This is a genomic window from Desulfuromonas acetexigens (assembly GCF_900111775.1).
Taxonomy (GTDB): Bacteria; Desulfobacterota; Desulfuromonadia; order Desulfuromonadales; family Trichloromonadaceae; genus Trichloromonas; species Trichloromonas acetexigens.
This window is the reverse complement of sequence record NZ_FOJJ01000023.1, coordinates 1-16,684: the sequence shown is the minus strand read 5'-3', so window position 1 is coordinate 16,684 and position 16,684 is coordinate 1. Positions and strand designations below refer to the sequence as shown.

The following is a 16,684-nucleotide window of genomic DNA, read 5'->3' as shown; positions in this document are numbered from 1 at the left end:
GCAGTGGACGTTGTGGACTGAGTGGCCCCTGGTGGAGGGAGAGATGACCGAGCAGGAAACCTTGATTCCCAAGCATGGCGGCTACCGCAAGCTGAAGAGTTTTCAGGTGGCGCAGCTGGTCTATGATGTAACGGTGCGCTTTTGCGACAAATACATCAGCAAACGCAGTCGCACCCATGACCAGATGGTGCAGGCGGCGCGCAGCGGGGTGCAGAACATCGCCGAGGGTTCGCAGGCCTCGGCCACCTTGAAGAAAATGGAACTGAAACTGACTCAGGTGGCCCGTGCCAGCCTGGAAGAACTGAAGCTCGACTACGAAGATTTTCTGCGCCAACGGGGGCTGGCGCAGTGGCAGCGCGAAAATCCGCTACGGCAGGCGTTGATCGACCGGCGGTGTGAAACCGCCGATGAGGTGGCAAGGTGGGTGGTGGCGGTGAGTCGGTCAGGTGGACCCAGTGGACAATCTGGACAGGGTGGACAAGTCTCTGAAGCGTCCACGGTGTCCACAATGTCAACGAAGTCCACCGAGCTTTACCCCGAACTGTCGGCCAACGCCGCCCTGACCCTGTTGGCCGTGGCCTGTTCTCTGCTTGATCGACAGGTTGCCCGGTTGGCTGCCGATTTTGAAAACGAAGGCGGCTTTACCGAGCGCCTTTACCGGGTGCGCACCGCCAAACGGAGAACCCAACGATGAAACAAACCTCCGAAGCCGCCTTTGAAACCGCCATCGAAGCGGTGTTGCTGAATGACGGTTACAACAAACTGGCCTCAGGCGCTTTCGACACCGAACGGGCCATCTTCCCCGACGAGGCGCTGACCTTCATCCGCGAGACCCAAGCCAAGACCTGGGAGAAACTCGAAGCCCTGCACGGCGCGGAGACCGGCGCGCGGGTGTTGCAGGCGCTCACCAAATGGCTCGACACCCACGGCGCGCTGACCACCCTGCGCCACGGCTTCAAATGCTTCGGCAAAACCCTGCGCATCGCCTTTTTCCGCCCGGCTCACGGCCTCAACCCGGAACTTGAAGCGCGCTACCGCGCCAACCGGCTGGGCATCACCCGGCAGCTTTATTTCAGCGGCAAGAACAAGAAATCACTGGATGTGGCGTTGTCGGTCAACGGCATCCCGGTGGTGACGCTTGAGCTGAAAAATCCCCTCTCCGGCCAGACGGCGGCCAATGCCATTCACCAATACCGCCACGACCGCGACCCGCGCGAGCCGATCTTCCTTTTTACCAAGCGCACTCTGGTGCATTTCGCCGTGGATACCGAAGAGGCCCACATGACCACGCGCCTGGCCGGGACCAGCACCCATTTTCTGCCCTTCAACAAGGGCTGGGATGGCGGGGCGGGCAATGAGCCGGACAAGCAAGGCCGCAACTACAAGACCGCCTACCTGTGGGAAGAAGTTTTGCAGCGCGACAGCCTGCTGGATCTGCTGGCGCGCTTCCTTCATCTGGATATTGACGAGAAGGTCAGCGACGATGGCAAGAAGGTGCGCAAGGAGACGATGATCTTTCCCCGCTACCACCAGTTGCAGGCGGTGCGGCAGATGGTGGCGGCGGCGGGCAGCGAGGGCGTCGGGCATAACTATCTGGTGGAACACTCGGCGGGGAGCGGCAAGAGCAACACCATCGGCTGGCTGGCCCACCGGCTTTCCTCCCTGCACAACGAGCGGGACGAGCGTATCTTCGACAGCGTGGTGGTGATCACCGACCGGGTGGTGCTCGACCGCCAGTTGCAGAACACCATCTACCAGTTCGACCACCGTCAGGGTGTGGTACAGAAGATCGACGAGGACTCGCGGCAACTGGCCGAGGCGCTGGAATCGGGCGTGCCGATCATCATCACCACCTTGCAGAAATTCCCCTTCGTCTCCAGCCAGCTGATGAAAATGGCCGAGGAGCGCGGTGAAGGCAGCAGCCATCTACCGACGCGCAAATACGCGGTGATCATCGACGAAGCACACAGCTCCCAGTCGGGGGAGACGGCCACCGAACTCAAAGGCGTGCTGGGTGGTGCCGAGCTGATCCGCAAGGCCCGTGAAGCAGCGCAAGAGGAAGGCGAAGCGGAGCTGGAGCGGCTGTTTCGCGCCATGGCCAAGCGCGGCCGTCAGCCCAATATGAGTTTCTTCGCCTTCACCGCCACCCCCAAGCATAAAACCCTGGCCATCTTCGGCCGAAATGGCGAACCCTTCCACCGCTACATCATGCGTCAGGCCATCGAGGAAGGCTTCATCGAGGATATGCTGAAGAGCTACGTCAGCTACAAGACCTACTACAAGCTGATCAAGAAAGCCGAGGACGATCCCAACGTCGAGCGCAAGAAGGCGGCCCGGGCGCTGGCGCGCTTCATGCGTCTGCATCCGCACAACATCGGCCAGAAGACCGAGGTGATGGTTGAGCACTTCCAGCAGCATACCCGCCACAAGATCGGCGGCCACGCCAAGGCGATGGTGGTCACCGGTTCGCGCCTGGAGGCGGTGCGCTACAAGCAGGAGTTCGACCGCTATATCAGCGAAAAGGGCTATCCCATCAAGAGCCTGGTGGCCTTTTCCGGCACGGTGGAAGACGACAAGGTGCCCGAGAAGACCTATACCGAAGTTGAGATGAATCACGGCCTGAAGGAAAAGGAACTGCCCGAGACCTTTGCCAAGCCCGATTATCGGGTGCTGCTGGTGGCGGAGAAGTACCAGACGGGCTTCGACCAGCCGTTGTTGCATACCATGTACGTGGACAAGCGGTTGGCCGGAATTCAGGCGGTGCAGACCCTCTCGCGCCTGAACCGTACCCATCCGCTGAAGGACGACACCTTTGTGCTCGATTTCGTCAACGACCCGGACGACATTCAGGAGGCGTTTCGCCAATATTACGACGGTTCGGTCATGGGCGAGGAAGTCGATCCGGATCGGCTGTACGAGGTGAAAGCCGAGCTGGACGGGTCGGGCATCTACCTGCAAGACGAGGTGGATGGATTCTCGCGCATCTTCTTTGCGCCCAAGCGCCGCCAAAGCCCGGCCGACCATAAGAACATGAATGCCCTGCTTGATCAGGCGGTGGCCCGCTTTGCCCAGCTACAAAACGACGAAGAGGACGAGGCCGAGCTGTGGCGCGGCAAAACCCAGGCGTTTCGCAATCTCTACAGCTTTTTGAGTCAGGTGATTCCCTATCAGGACAGCGATTTGGAAAAGCTCTTTACCTATCTGCGCCACCTGGCCTTGAAACTGCCCAAGCGCAAGACCGGGCCGGGATACCAGTTCGATGAAGAGGTGGAGCTTGACTACTACCGGCTGCAGAAGATCAGTGAAGGCTCGATCAATCTGGCCGAGGGGTATGCCAAGCCGCTCGACGGGCCGCGTGAGGTAGGCACCGGAGAGGTTCGCGAAGAATACGTAACGCTCTCCCGCCTCATCGACATCATCAACGAGCGTTTCGGTGCCGAGTTGAGCGAAGCGGATCAGCTTTTCTTCGATCAGATCGCCGAGGCAGCAAGCCAGAACGAATCCTTGCGCAAAGCCGCCGAAGTAAACTCCCTCGACAAGTTCCAGTTGGTGTTCCGCCAGGTGCTGGAGTCTCTGTTTATCGAACGCATGGAGCTCAATGAGGAGCTGTTTACCGATTACATGAGCAAACCGGAACTGCAGGATGTGGTTTCCAAATGGCTGGGTAGTCAGGTTTATGACCGGCTGGGTGGTTCGAAAGACAGCATTGTCTATCCGAAGACGTGATGCGAAAGGGAGACAAGATGAAATATCAGCCACCCTACACCATCACTCCCGAGATCCTGAACCGGGTCGCTGCAATCAGCGAGGCCATCGGGCGATTGACCGTGCTCACCGATCAGGCGAGAGCCTTGCGGCTAAGGCGTATCAATCGTATCCGCACCATTCGCGGTTCGCTGGCCATCGAAGGCAACACCCTGAGCGAGGCGCAGATTACAGCGATTCTTGAGGGCAAGCGGGTCATCGCCCCGCCCCGCGAGGTGCATGAGGTGAAGAACGCCCTGGCCGCCTACGACCAGTTCGACACCTGGAAACCCTCATCGGAAAAGGATCTGCTGGAGGCGCACCGGATACTCATGTCCGGCCTGATCGACGAGACAGGGCTGTATCGGCATGGCGGCGTGGGCGTGATGGCGGGCCAAGAGGTGATCCACATGGCCCCGCCCGCCGACCGGGTGCCGCAACTGATGGGTGACCTCTTCGGCTGGCTGGCCGCCACCGACGCCCATCCGCTCATCGCCAGTTCGGTCTTTCACTACGAATTCGAGTTCATCCATCCCTTCGCCGACGGCAACGGCCGCATGGGGCGGCTGTGGCAGAGCCTGATCCTGGCCCGCAGGAATCCCCTGTTCGTCGACATCCCGGTGGAAAGCCTGATCTTCGAGCATCAAGCCGAGTACTACCAAGCCATTCAGGAAAGCACCCAAAAGACCAATTCGGCGCCCTTCATCGCATTCATGCTGCGGATGATTCTGGATACGGTGACCAGCTCGACCCCGGAAGTAGCGCCGGAAGTCACCCCGGAAGTTCGACTGCTCTCAGTTCTTGCCGGAGAGATGACCCGGCAACAGCTCAAAGAGGCGCTCGGGCTGAAAGATGATGAGCATTTCCGCAAGGCCTATCTGCTCCCGGCTCTGGATGCCGGTCTGATTGAAATGACCATCCCCGACAAGCCGCGCAGCAGCAAGCAGAAATACCGTCTGACCGACAAGGGCCGTCAAGTGATGGCCCGACACGGCGGTGGAAAACTTGCGACAGACTCGCGACACGGCTTGTGACACCGAGCTGTGACAACGCTATGACATGGGCTGTGACACCTTGGTGGGCCAGAGTGAGGTAACCAGAAAGGCATCCTATGAAGCAGATGAAACCGTTTACCGGGAAATGGCGCATCGTCGAGATGGAGGTCTGGGGCCAGGAATACGTCGACATGGAGGTGCCGGGATACATCCGCATCGGCTCTGACGGCACCGGCCAGTTTCAGTTTGGGCTGGTCTCCGGGGATATGGATGGCCGGGTGGAGCAATGCGGTAATGCGCCACGTTTTGAATTTTCCTGGTCTGGGCAGGAGGAAAACGATCCGGTTTGCGGTCGGGGTTGGGCGGTCATTGAAAATGGCGAGCTGAACGGCCGCATCTATTTGCATCTGGCTGACGACTCGGCCTTTCGGGCCGTGAAGTCTGCGTAAGTTCTACAGCCAACATGCCACTCAGGCTACGTTTCAAAAGGAATTTTAGAAATTTATGGACGGACACTTGCGCCGCCGAGCCCTGGTGCAACGTCTGGTCAAAGTGGGATTATGGCGAGACAAATGAGCGTCGACAGGAACAGTGAAGCGGAGAGTTTTCGCGCCTGGGCACCGGATTTCGACCGGTGGCCGAAGAGCTGGATGGGCGTTGAAGAGGATCTCGCCTACGGCAAGAAGCTGTTGCCCTGGTTTGTCGGTTTTCTGCAGGCGCTTTATGACGAGGGATTGGCCCGAAAGACCTTCGTCCAGTATCGTGGCCATCTCTGGTTGCTTGGCGGGTCCATTATCAGCAGGGTTTCACTCTACGAGGAGTATCAGGACGATCCGCTGGAGAAGCTGCGCGAATCGGTCGCTGATGACGGTATTCTGCCCGATCATTACGACCAGATGACCCAGGCCGAATTAAAAGCCTTCGAGCGCATGTGCCGCAGGTTTGAAAAATATTTAGGAGAATGCAAGTAATGAGCGAACGAGTTTATCTGCTGAAAATACAGCTGCTTGACATCGAACCATCAATCTGGCGGCGTTTTGTCGTGCCCGCCAGCATCACGCTGGATCGACTACACGACGTCATCCAGATTGTCATGGGTTGGACCGACAGCCACCTGCACGAGTTCACCATCGGGAATAAACGATACACGGAATATCCGGAATCAAAGGAAGACGGGCTGGTGTGCGGCAGGTATCGTCTCGGGGATCTGATCAAACAGAAAGGGCGCACTTTCCGCTATCTGTATGATTTCGGAGACGGTTGGGAGCATGAACTTGTGCTTGAGGAAAGCCGCTATTCCAATCCTGAACTGAGAACGGAACTGGCCTGCCTTGATGGTCAACGAGCCTGCCCGCCAGAAGATGTGGGCGGCGTGCCCGGTTACTTTGAATTTTTAAATGCGCTGAAAGACCCGAATCACGAGGAACACGAAAGTTATACGGAATGGTCCGGGGGCAACTTTGACAGTGAGCGATTTGAACCCGAATCGATCAGCTGGGAGCTGATGAAATACCTCCGCTGGTCTCGGGACAGGTATCAAGGCTGGGGAGGGATCGAATGAAAAATAAGGATAAGGAAATACAGAAGCCTCATAAAAAAGAGAAGGCCATTGTTCGCTCCTCGGCAGCCGAATATCTGACCTTTGTCGCGGCTGGGGGAGGATCGGAAGCCAGCGTGGAAATGCGCTACGAGGACGAAAACATCTGGCTGACCCAGAAAATGATGGCGACCCTCTACGATGTCTCGGTGCCCGCCATCAACCAGCACCTGAAACGCATTTTTGCCGACAACGAGCTGACGAGGGAGGCAACTGTTAAGCAATACTTAATAGTTCAAACCGAGGGCAGTCGGGAAGTCCGACGCGAGGTTGAACACTACAACCTCCAGGCCATCATCGCCGTCGGCTTCAAGATCGAGAATGAGCGGGCGGTGCAGTTCCGCAAATGGGCCAACCAGATCGTCAAGGATTACACCATCCAGGGCTGGACCATGGATGTGGAACGCCTCAAACGCGGCGGTAACCTGACCGATGAGTTTTTTGAGCGCCAACTGGAAAAAATCCGGGAGATTCTGCAGGACGCGGGAAAGGTATCGGCAGAGCTGGCCAAAACCCATGCCGAAAGCGAATACGAAAAATACCGCATCGTGCAGGACCGGTTGTTTGAAAGTGATTTCGACCGAATGGTAAAGCAGATCGAATCCGCCGGAGAGGAAAAACCGGAGGAAGAATAAGTCGGCCACTTGGGGGCTGACTTGAGGGCTGACTTGGGGGGGGAACTTGCGACAAACTCGCGACATGGCTTGCGACACGCCTCGGTTCAGCGGCTCAGCGATCAAGTACCGACCAAGTAACCGATCAAGCAGCTCTACGGCTCGATCTCTAGCAGAAACCGCCAGACCGGCACGACCTGGATGGTGCCGAAGCCCACGGGGATGGTTTCATCGGTACGCCAGGTAACGATGGTCCCCTCTGTCACCGCCAGCTCAACCATGGCTTCGGAGAGGGAACGGACCTCGCTCTGCTTGACGCGGGAATCGGCCAGCGAGGCGCAGACCTGAACCAGCATTATGGCTCGTTCTTGACCCAGCGCTGGCAGCAGCGCGACAAGGTCCACCTCCCGCCCTGTTTGGGTCTTGTGGTAGAAGATCTCCGGCATCACCCGGCGCAGCGCGGTGAACACCAGATTCTCCAACAGGCTGTCGCGGTTGGTGAGGATGCCGGAGCTGACCGAGGCCACCAGGGCGTGGTCGATGCAGTAGACCTTGCGGGGATTGACGCTGATCCGGGTCGGCGAGTTGGAAAAGATGTTCACGCTGAACAGCAGCCCTGCGTCCTCGAACGCGGCACACCAATCGACCACCGAACTTTTACGCACCCGGTGGCCGGCTGAACTGCAAACCCGTCACCCTCGTCCGGTGCCGGGAAATCAGGGGAGAAAATCGTTTCTCTGGTCAGGTTGGCGGGAAGCGGTTGTGCGAGATGACTTCGGCCATTATTATCAAGGAGTTACGGGGTACTCTGGTTTTGAGACTGTTTTGCGGCAGGTCGGCGTTCCCTCCACCAGTTCAAAGGGACGATCCCATTCGGGGTCGTCCCTTTGTCCATTTGAGGGCGGGAATCGAATCAACGCGAGCGCTGACACGATGTCGGAAAAACAGCCAGGGATAATTTCGTCACCGAGTCGAGGGAAATCGACGCAGGGAAGGGCGGGAATTCCCGCTACCTTCAACAATTTAGAAGGGAGTGTCCATACGGGGTCGCCCTTCTGTTTTAGCGGTGGAGGTGGCGGGAACCGAACCGAAAACCGAACATTTCGACATGCTCTGAACCAGAAAATTAACTGAAGTTGTTACGGTTCAGCCGTTATATCGTCATCGATTGTTTCGGCGCGGAAACCCCGGATACCCTTGCTCAGGGTATCCGGGATGTGGGCCGGCCTCAGCTGTGGGAAATCGCCTGGACCGGGCAGCCGACTTCGGCGGAGAGGGCGCAGTCTTGCAGGTCGGCGGGAACGTCGGCGAGTTTGCAATGGGATATGCCATCGACCAGCTCGAAGACGTCGGGGCAGGTCGATTCGCAGGCTCCGCAGCCGATGCAGTCATCCTGGTTTACGGTGAATTTCATAAGACCTCCTGGGGAAATGGGGAATGGCGGGCTTGACGGCGTTAGGTGACCATGATCAACAGCTTTCGCTCATCGTTCTGTCGGGCCGCCGTGCCGCAGATTCCGCGTTTTCTGCTATGCTTGCAGAGTGAATTAAGATTCTACCCGAAAGAGGAGGGTTGTCATGTTCGAATCCGCCGAACTTGGTCATGCCATTGACGCCGAACGGTATAATCAGGAACTGCCCCGGTTGCGCCGGGAACTGCTCGAAGCCCAGCTGGAGCTGGTGGAAGCCCGTCGCTTCGCGGTGATCATCATCATCGCCGGGATGGACGGCGCGGGGAAGGGGGACACGGTTAACGTCCTTAACGAGTGGATGGATCCCCGGCACATCCAGACCCACGCTCCCGGCGAGCCGACCGAGACCGATCTGGCGCGGCCGCCCATGTGGCGGTACTGGCGGGCGCTGCCGCCGAAGGGGAAGATCGGAATTTTTTTCGACGCGATCTACAGCGAGGCGATTCGCGACCGGGTTTACGACCGTATCGGCAATTCGGAGTTGGATCAGGCGCTGGAACGGGGTAACCGTTTCGAGAAGATGCTGGTGGACGAGGGCGCCCTGGTCCTCAAGTTCTGGCTGCATCTGTCGGAAAAGCGTCAGAAAAAGCGGTTCGACAAGCTGGAGAAGGACCCCGCCACCAGCTGGCGGGTAAACAAGGACGACTGGCGCAATCACAAACATTACGGTAAGTTCCGGCAGGTGGCGGAGCGGGCTTTGCGGCAGACGAGTTCTGCGGAGGCACCCTGGACGATCATCGAGGGCTACGATGCCCGTTACCGGGAGCTGACTTTAGGTGAAGCTTTGCTGCAGGCACTGCGGCAGCGCCTGGCGGTCGAGACGGTGCCGCCGCAGCCGGCGGTGACGGTGCCGCCCCTGGTTCCGCGTATCGATGAGCTTAACGTGCTGCGCGCTCTCGATCTGAGCCTCGATCTGGATAAAAAAGATTATGAGGAGCAGTTGGCCCAATGGCAGGGAAAGCTCAACAAGCTGAGCCGCAAGAAGGGCTTTGGCGAGCTTTCGGTGGTGGCGGTCTTCGAGGGGAACGACGCGGCCGGGAAGGGGGGGAGCATCCGTCGGGTGACGGGGGCGCTCGACGCCCGGCGCTACCAGGTGGTACAGGTCGCTGCGCCGACGGACGAGGAGGATGATCACCCCTACCTGTGGCGCTTCTGGCGACATCTGCCCGAGCGGGGCAAGCTGGTGATCTTCGACCGTTCCTGGTACGGCCGGGTGCTGGTGGAGCGGGTCGAGGGTTTTTGCGCCGAGACTGACTGGATGCGCGCCTACGGTGAGATCAATGATTTCGAGGAGCAGTTGATCCGCAACCGCACCCTGGTCGTCAAATTCTGGCTGGCTATCGATCAGGATGAGCAGTTGCGGCGTTTCAAGGCGCGGGAAGAGATTCCCTTCAAGAACTTCAAGATTACCGAGGACGACTGGCGCAACCGGGAGAAATGGCCCCTTTATGAAGAGGCGGTGTGCGACATGGTCGAGCGCACCAGCACTGAAATCGCCCCCTGGACCCTGGTTGAGGCCAACAGCAAGCGCTACGCCCGGGTCAAAGTCCTCAAAACGTTGGTCGAGCGCATCGAACAGGCCTTGGAGAAAGACTGAGGCGTTTAGTCCTTGGCGGCTTTTCCCTTCTTCGCTGCGAGCTTTTTCACCGCTTTCTTCGTCAGTTCATCGGGTTTGCAGAGGTGGTTTTCCTTTTTTGAAACCGCCCCGCAGCGCTCGCAGCGAAAGCGTCCCTGCTTCGGCTTGTTCTCCGATTTTCCCTTCAGGCAAGCGCCCATTTCGTTATCTCCCTTCCCTCAGCGCAGGTTGCGGCCGCCGAGGCTTTTCGGCTTGCGTTTGCGCAGCCGGGAGGCGTCGCGATTGCGCTTTTCCGCCAGTTCGATCAGCCGTTGCTGGCTGCCGATGGCCTCTTCTGTGTTGCGCGGCCGCCGCTGGCTGTAACTGCCGTCCGACTTGAGTTCCCAGGCGCTGCGGCGATCGTTGAGCTGAATGTCCAGCATTTGCCGCAAATCCTCGCGGATGCCCGGGTTCTCCACCGGAGTCAGCACTTCGACGCGATGTTCGAGGTTGCGTTTCATGGCGTCGGCCGAGCCGATGAAATACTCCTCCTCGCCGCCGTTGCGGAAGAAATAGAGGCGGGCATGTTCGAGAAAGCGGCCGACGATGGAAATGACCCGGATGTTCTCCGAGAGCCCGGCGATCCCCGGCCGCACCCGGCAGCTGTCGCGGATAATGAGGTCGATCCGCACTCCGGCGCGGGAGGCGCGGTAGAGGGCGCGGGCGATGTCGGCGTCGTCGAGGGCGTTCATTTTGAAGATGATCTGCCCGGGGGATTTCTCCGAATGTCCGGCGATTTCCCGGTCGATACGCTCCAACAGGCCACGTTTGAGCATCTTCGGCGCGACCAGCAGCTTTTGGTAGCGGCGGCTGGGGCTGAAGCCGGTGGTCAGATAGTTGAAGAGTTCGGTGGCGTCGCGGCCGATGTTCTTGTCGTAGAGCAACAAGCCCAGGTCGCTGTAGAGGCGCGAGGTTTCCGGATGGTAATTGCCGGTGCCGAGATGCACGTAGCGGCGCAGGCCGTTGTAGTCGTTGCGCACCACCAGGATGATTTTGGCGTGGGTTTTCAGCCCGACGACACCGTAGGTGACGTGGATGCCTGCTTCCTCCAGCCGCGAGGCGAGGCGGATGTTGGCCGCCTCGTCGAAGCGCGCCTTGAGTTCCACCACCACCGCCACCTGTTTGCCATTCTGCGCCGCCTGGATCAGATCATTGAGAATCGGGCTGCGGCTCGAGGTGCGGTAGAGGGTCATTTTGATTCCCCGCACCTTGGGGTCGTGGGCCGCTTCCTTGAGAAAGCGCTCCACCGAGGTGGAAAAGGATTCGTAGGGATGCTGCAACAGGATGGCGCCGGCGTCGCGGATCAGGTGAAAGATGCTCCGTTCGTTCTGCAGGGCCGGATGAATGATGGGATGGTGCGGGGCCTCCTTGAGCTGGGGGAGGTTGAGGGCGGCGAGTTCGAAGAGATCGCGGGTGCCGAGCATGCCGTCGATGATGAAAACATCGGCCTCTTCGTCCAGCCCCAGTTCTGCTGCCAGGCGCCCGCGCAGCGTCGGATCCATCCCCGGCATCACTTCGAGGCGCACGATGGGGGCGAACTTGCGTTGTTGCAGGGTCGACTCGATCAGGGCGAGCAGGTCTTCGGCGTGCTCTTCGGCTTTCTCGGTGTTGGCGTTGCGCGTTACCCGAAAGAGGTCGGTATGGAGAATTTCCATCCCCGGAAAGAGCATGTCGAGGTTCTGTTCCATCACTTCTTCGAGGAGCACGAAGCGGTTTTTGCGACCGACCCGCAGAAAGCGCGGCGCCCCGGCGCTGATCGGCACCTTGACCCGGGCCATGGAAGTTTCTCGGTCCTTGGGATAACGCAGGGTCACCAGCAGGTTGAGGGAGAGGTTGGAGACAAAGGGGAAGGGATGGGCCGGGTCGATGGACTGGGGCGTGACCAGCGGAAAGATGTTGTCGTAATACTCTTCCCGGATCTTTTCCTGCTCGGCCTTGTCGAGTTTGTCGTAGGGGAGGATGTGGATATCCTGGTCGCGCAACTTGCGCAGGAGGATTTTCAGCAGGCGCTGTTTTTCGAGCTGGTGCCTGCGGATAAAGGCGTAGCAGGCGCCGATCTGCTCCTCGGGTGTGCGGCCGTCGACGGTGCGTTCCTGCACCCCGGCGCCGACCTGCTGTTTCAGCCCGCCGATGCGCTTCATGAAAAATTCGTCGAGATTCGACCCGGCGATGGCGGCGAACTTGATCCGTTCCAGTAAGGGGGTGCGGCGGTCCGTCGCTTCGTGCAACACCCGCTGGTTGAATTCCAGCCAGGCGAGTTCGCGGTTCAGATAGAGTTCGGCGGACTCGAGGTCGCTGGGGGCGGGCAGGGCCTTGAACGGTTCTGGTGGCGCTTTTGGAAAAGGGATGGTCGTCAAGGCGGTCTCCGTATTTTTTCCTTTTTCCGCCGCCGAAAGACCGGGCTCTGAGGCGGAAGGGAAATTGGGCATTTCAGCGGTATCCATAGCAATCATCCTTTTGGCAAAAGGCTTATCCGGATCTTTCCGGAAAACGCTCAACCTGAAGTTTGCCATAGATTTGTTAGAAAATTGTTAAAAAGTCACAAAAAAGGAATGCTCGAAAATTTTTGCGCAAAATTTATCTAACTCTAACATAACGGCAGGTTTTTGCTGATATAATGAGCAATTAATCAAGAGCTTCGTTTTTGGGGAAAGGTGATTCTATGAACGAAAAAACAGGAAAAGACTTCCCGTGGTCGACGGTATGAGACCGCAAGGAGTACGCGGTGACGCCGCCAAGGGAAAGAGTTCAGGGCAACGACTCGCGGCCCTCGATATCGGTACCAACTCCATTCGTTGCATCGTCGTTGAAATCCTGGAAGGGGGGGATTACCGGGTACTCGACGACGAAAAAGCGACGGTGCGGCTCGGGGAAGGGCTGGCGGCCAGCGGCTCGATTTCGACCGCCGCCTGGGAGCGGGCGGCCCAGGCCCTCAAGCGCATGAAGCAGATCGCTGACGGGCTGGGGGCGACCCATTTCGTCGCCGTCGCCACCAGTGCCGTGCGCAAGGCCGCCAACGGCAAGGCGTTCGTCGCGGCGATGGCGAAGGACGCCGGGGTCGAGATTGAAGTCATCGACGGCGAACAGGAGGCGGAATTGGCCGCGTTGAGCGCCCGCCATCATTTCGACATGGCCGGCAGCCGCTACGCCATGATCGACATCGGCGGCGGCAGCGTCGAGATGGTGACCGCCACCGGCGAGCACATCGAAGAGATCCATTCCCTGGAACTGGGGGCGGTGCTGCTGACGGAGCGTTTTATCCACGGCGATCCCGCTCCGGAGAAGGATCTGGCCCGGCTGCGCAAGCATATCCGCCAATCCTTGAAAGAGACCTTGGCGACCCCCGATTTTCCCGTGCAGTGTCTCATCGGTTCCGGCGGCACCCTCAACTCCGTCGGCGCCATGGTCATGGCCCTGCGCAGGGAAGCCTACGGCTCCGTCCACGGCTACGAGGTGCTGCGTTCCGAGGTCGTCCATCTGCTGGCCATGCTCGAACGCAAGGATGCCCGGCAGCGGCGGGAAATCACCGGTCTCAGCCCGGAGCGGGCCGATATCATTATCGCCGGCGTGACCCTGGTCGATGAGCTGATGCGCTTCTTCGGCGCCAACCTGTTGCGCATCAACGAGCGCGGCATACGCGAGGGCTTGATTTTGAAAAGTCTGGATGATCTCGGTCTGATGGAAAAACGCGAGGCGCGGCGGGACTGGCGGACGGTGGTGCAGGAGTTCGCCCGCTCCTGCCATAGCGACGAGGGGCATGCCGAAACAGTGCGTGATCTCTCCCTGCAGATCTTCGACGGCACCGCCGCCTTGCACGGTCTCGATGAACGCGCCCGGCAACTGCTCGAAGCCGCCGCCCTGCTTCATGACGTCGGCTATTTCATCGATTACGCTAAGCATCACAAACATTCCTATCACCTCATCCGTCATGCCGGTCTTTTTGGCTTCACCCCCCGCGAACAGGAGGTCGTCGCTAACCTGGCCCGCTACCACCGCAAGTCCCTGCCGAAGAAAAAGCATGAGAACTTCGCCCTGCTGAGCGCCGAAGACCAGCAGCTGGTACGGCAACTGGGAGGCATCCTCCGCCTGGCCGATGGTCTCGATCGCTGTCGCAGCGGCAACCTGCAGCGGATTACCGCCGAACTGACGGGGAAAACCTGTACCCTGCGACTGGCAGGGAAGGGCGATCTCGGGGTGGAGCTTTACGGCGGGCAGAGCAAGGGCGATCTCTTCGAAGAGGCCTTTGAACGGAAGCTGGTGCTCGCGTTAGTGAAGAACTGAACCGCACCGGGAAAGACAAAAGAGCAACAGCCGAAGCGGAAATCCGTTTCGGCTGTTGCTCTTTTAAGGGCCATGTTACCTTCTGAACGTTTACCGGGTCGACTGGTCGGCGGTGCTCCCACCCGTCACGCCTTGAACGATGCCGACCAGCAGCATCAGGGCGGGGACCAGTTGGGTGGCGACGATCAGGCCGAGGAAGCCGAGGAACAACCAGATCAGCAATCCCCCGCCGGAAGCGGCGCCGGTAGCGGCGAAAGCGGAAGTGGCGACGGTCGAAAGAAGGGCGGTGGCGGCGGCGATGCGGGCGATGGCTTTCATGGTGTCCTCCTCTATATGGATTCGTTGGTTTCGTAAGATCTAAAGTCGGTTCCGATTATTTGTTGGTCTGCTCGGCGGCTTCCTCGCGGGGAGCCATGACCCCTTTGGCGATGCCGAACATAACGAGCAGGGCCGGGATCAGTTGGGCGGCGATGATGACACCGCAGAAGCCGAGGAAAACCCAGATCAGGATACCGCTGCCATCCGGGCGACCGGAGGCGGCGAGAGCGGAAGTGGCGATGGATGACAGGGCGGCGGTGGCGACGGCGATACGGGCGATGGCTTTCATGATGTCCTCCTCTTAGGTTCTATGGTTATCGAGGTTCCGTTTGTTTTGCTTTTGTCTTTGTATATAGCGAGGAACATGCCAGTCTTGGAAAATATTTTATAATAATTTTTAACATCATGTTTTTATTGAAGAAAGAAGATTGAAGAGGACTTTGCGACAGGGTTGCGGCCGAGGTCTCTGTATGGAAGAAATATACGTTTTTTTATCATTGTAAACTAATTAAAATCTGGAATATTCAACGTAATCTGCTGTAATCATAGGAATCTTTTTCAAATATTAGGTGTATATAACAGTTATACTCAGAGCAGAAACGAAGGGGAAGTGTCATGAAAAAATATACAGCACGGCTGGAGTTCCAGGTGCGGGACTATGAATGCGATATGCAGGGGGTGGTGAACAATGCGGTCTACCAGCATTATCTCGAACATGCCCGGCACGAATTCCTCAAGACACTGGGCATCGACTTCGCCGAACTGACCCGGCGCGGTATCAATCTGGTGGTGGTTCGCGCCGAACTCGACTACAAAGCCTCGCTCACCAGCGGCGACCGCTTCTGGGTCGGCACCCGCCTGGAACGCATCTCGCCGGTGCGTTTCGCTTTTATGCAGGACATCTACCGCGAACCGGATCTCAAACTGGCCCTTTCGGGAAAAGTCATCGGCACCGCCCTCAACGAACGGGGCCGCCCGAAAATGCCCGACGAAATCGCCCGGTTGCTGGCGGCGGGGGAGGGGATGGAGCTAGTCGTGCCGGAATAGTGTTTGACCTGTTTTCGGATTTTTCTTCGTTTTTCTGCGAGGGCACCATGAAACGTTGGCTTCTACTGTGGCTGTTGGTAACGGCCTTCCGGGCGCAGGCTGGGGACTGGCAAGAGAGTCCCGAAGTTGCAGCTCTTTTCACCAGCGCCGGGGTGGTGGGCACCTTTGTTCTGTACGATGTGGCCGCCGACCGATATGTCGGCCATGATCGATCGCGGGCGCAAACCCGTTTCATTCCCGCATCGACTTTCAAAATTCCCCATTCTCTGATCGGTCTGGCTGTCGGCGCGGTGGCCCATGTCGATGAGATCGTGCCCTATACGGGGCTCGCGCAACCGTTCATCGAGTCCTGGGGCAGGGATATGGGCTTGCGCGACGCCATTGCCCTCTCCAACGTCCCTATCTATCAGGAACTTGCCCGGCGCATCGGTCTTGAACGCATGGGCGAGCATGTCAGGCGTCTGGAATACGGCAACATGGCGATTGGCGACCAAGTCGACCGGTTCTGGCTGAAGGGGCCGCTGAAGATCAGCGCCGTTGAGCAGGTTCTATTTCTCGGCAAATTAGCGAAGGGTGGATTGCCTTACGCAGCGACTCAGCAACAGAGCCTTCGTGACATTCTTCTTCTGGAGCAGGGGCCGGGTTGGAAGCTCTACGGCAAGACAGGTTGGCAGAACGCGCCCGAACCGGGTGTCGGCTGGTGGGTGGGCTGGGTGGAGAAGGGTGAGCAGGTCTATTCCTTCGCGCTGAATATGGACATCAGGCGGGAAAGTGATGCCGCCAAGAGGATGGAGTTGGGTAGAGCCAGTCTGGTCGTACTTAAAGTTCTGGAATGACGTGGCCTTGCGCGTTCACAGTCAAAAATAAATCCGTCCGTACGCAGTAACAGTTGAATATCTAACGGGTTTAAGTCCCGTCCGGGGAGTTGTCCGTTCACCCCGGTAGCTCAAGGGAGCGGCGTCTTGGTAACAAGGGGTCGTAAGTTCCCAATTGGCAAAGCAG

The 16,684-nt window shown here is 58.6% G+C and carries 16 protein-coding genes; 11 read left to right on the top strand and 5 right to left on the bottom strand.

What is annotated here, in order from left to right:
* Positions 1-43 precede the first annotated feature (43 nt).
* From BQ4888_RS09095 to BQ4888_RS09065, 7 genes are all read left to right on the top strand, one after another.
* Positions 44-694: a four helix bundle suffix domain-containing protein gene (locus BQ4888_RS09095; RefSeq protein ID WP_092056605.1), complete on the top strand. Its 651-nt coding sequence runs from the start codon at positions 44-46 to the stop codon at positions 692-694.
* Positions 691-3,726, top strand: a complete 3,036-nt coding sequence (locus BQ4888_RS09090; RefSeq protein WP_092056603.1) for a type I restriction endonuclease subunit R — start codon at positions 691-693, stop codon at positions 3,724-3,726. Before BQ4888_RS09095 ends, BQ4888_RS09090 begins: the two co-directional genes overlap by 4 nt.
* A 17-nt stretch (positions 3,727-3,743) precedes the next feature.
* On the top strand, positions 3,744-4,778 hold the full coding sequence (locus BQ4888_RS09085; protein WP_092056601.1) for a Fic family protein: 1,035 nt from the start codon (positions 3,744-3,746) through the stop codon (positions 4,776-4,778).
* Positions 4,779-4,855: 77 nt separating this feature from the next.
* A complete protein-coding gene (locus BQ4888_RS09080) occupies positions 4,856-5,188 on the top strand; it encodes a hypothetical protein (RefSeq protein ID WP_092056599.1) in 333 nt (110 codons plus the stop codon).
* A 123-nt stretch (positions 5,189-5,311) separates the two neighbouring features.
* Positions 5,312-5,710 (top strand): ParB N-terminal domain-containing protein, encoded by a 399-nt coding sequence (locus tag BQ4888_RS09075; RefSeq protein WP_092056597.1) that lies wholly within the window; start codon positions 5,312-5,314, stop codon positions 5,708-5,710.
* Positions 5,710-6,300, top strand: a complete 591-nt coding sequence (locus tag BQ4888_RS09070) for a plasmid pRiA4b ORF-3 family protein (protein WP_092056596.1) — start codon at positions 5,710-5,712, stop codon at positions 6,298-6,300. Before BQ4888_RS09075 ends, BQ4888_RS09070 begins: the two co-directional genes overlap by 1 nt.
* Positions 6,297-6,971, top strand: coding sequence for a virulence RhuM family protein (locus BQ4888_RS09065; RefSeq protein WP_092056594.1), 675 nt, complete (start codon positions 6,297-6,299; stop codon positions 6,969-6,971). Before BQ4888_RS09070 ends, BQ4888_RS09065 begins: the two co-directional genes overlap by 4 nt.
* Positions 6,972-7,105: 134 nt before the next feature.
* On the opposite strand, the gene BQ4888_RS09060 is transcribed toward BQ4888_RS09065, so the two are convergent.
* Both BQ4888_RS09060 and BQ4888_RS09055 read right to left on the bottom strand, forming a co-directional pair.
* Positions 7,106-7,615 (bottom strand): ATP-binding protein, encoded by a 510-nt coding sequence (locus BQ4888_RS09060; protein WP_205747987.1) that lies wholly within the window; start codon positions 7,613-7,615, stop codon positions 7,106-7,108.
* Between the two features lie 563 nt (positions 7,616-8,178).
* Positions 8,179-8,364, bottom strand: a complete 186-nt coding sequence (locus BQ4888_RS09055) for a ferredoxin (protein WP_092056593.1) — start codon at positions 8,362-8,364, stop codon at positions 8,179-8,181.
* Between the two features lie 163 nt (positions 8,365-8,527).
* On the opposite strand from BQ4888_RS09055, the gene pap reads away from it, so the two are divergent.
* Complete coding sequence (gene pap, locus BQ4888_RS09050) at positions 8,528-10,018, top strand: polyphosphate:AMP phosphotransferase (RefSeq protein ID WP_092056591.1); 1,491 nt, start codon at positions 8,528-8,530, stop codon at positions 10,016-10,018.
* 197 nt (positions 10,019-10,215) lie between these two features.
* Here pap and ppk1 read toward each other — a convergent pair whose 3' ends face one another.
* On the bottom strand, positions 10,216-12,480 hold the full coding sequence (ppk1, locus tag BQ4888_RS09045; RefSeq protein ID WP_240746315.1) for a polyphosphate kinase 1: 2,265 nt from the start codon (positions 12,478-12,480) through the stop codon (positions 10,216-10,218).
* A 259-nt stretch (positions 12,481-12,739) separates the two neighbouring features.
* On the opposite strand from ppk1, the gene BQ4888_RS09040 reads away from it, so the two are divergent.
* Positions 12,740-14,317: a Ppx/GppA phosphatase family protein gene (locus BQ4888_RS09040; RefSeq protein WP_092057123.1), complete on the top strand. Its 1,578-nt coding sequence runs from the start codon at positions 12,740-12,742 to the stop codon at positions 14,315-14,317.
* 90 nt (positions 14,318-14,407) lie between these two features.
* Here the strand turns inward: BQ4888_RS09040 and BQ4888_RS09035 are convergent, their stop codons facing one another.
* Together BQ4888_RS09035 and BQ4888_RS09030 are read right to left on the bottom strand one after the other, a co-directional pair.
* Positions 14,408-14,635, bottom strand: a complete 228-nt coding sequence (locus BQ4888_RS09035; protein ID WP_092056589.1) for a hypothetical protein — start codon at positions 14,633-14,635, stop codon at positions 14,408-14,410.
* A gap of 55 nt (positions 14,636-14,690) precedes the next feature.
* Positions 14,691-14,924: a hypothetical protein gene (locus BQ4888_RS09030; protein ID WP_092056588.1), complete on the bottom strand. Its 234-nt coding sequence runs from the start codon at positions 14,922-14,924 to the stop codon at positions 14,691-14,693.
* A gap of 326 nt (positions 14,925-15,250) precedes the next feature.
* On the opposite strand from BQ4888_RS09030, the gene BQ4888_RS09025 reads away from it, so the two are divergent.
* Both BQ4888_RS09025 and blaOXA read left to right on the top strand, forming a co-directional pair.
* The gene (locus tag BQ4888_RS09025; RefSeq protein WP_092056586.1) at positions 15,251-15,682 is read left to right on the top strand and encodes an acyl-CoA thioesterase; all 432 of its coding nucleotides are present in this window, start codon (positions 15,251-15,253) and stop codon (positions 15,680-15,682) included.
* Positions 15,683-15,729: 47 nt separating this feature from the next.
* Positions 15,730-16,518 carry a class D beta-lactamase gene (gene blaOXA / locus BQ4888_RS09020; protein ID WP_092057121.1) on the top strand — a complete coding sequence of 263 codons (789 nt, stop codon included), beginning with the start codon at positions 15,730-15,732 and terminating at the stop codon, positions 16,516-16,518.
* The last annotated feature ends 166 nt before the right edge of the window (positions 16,519-16,684 follow it).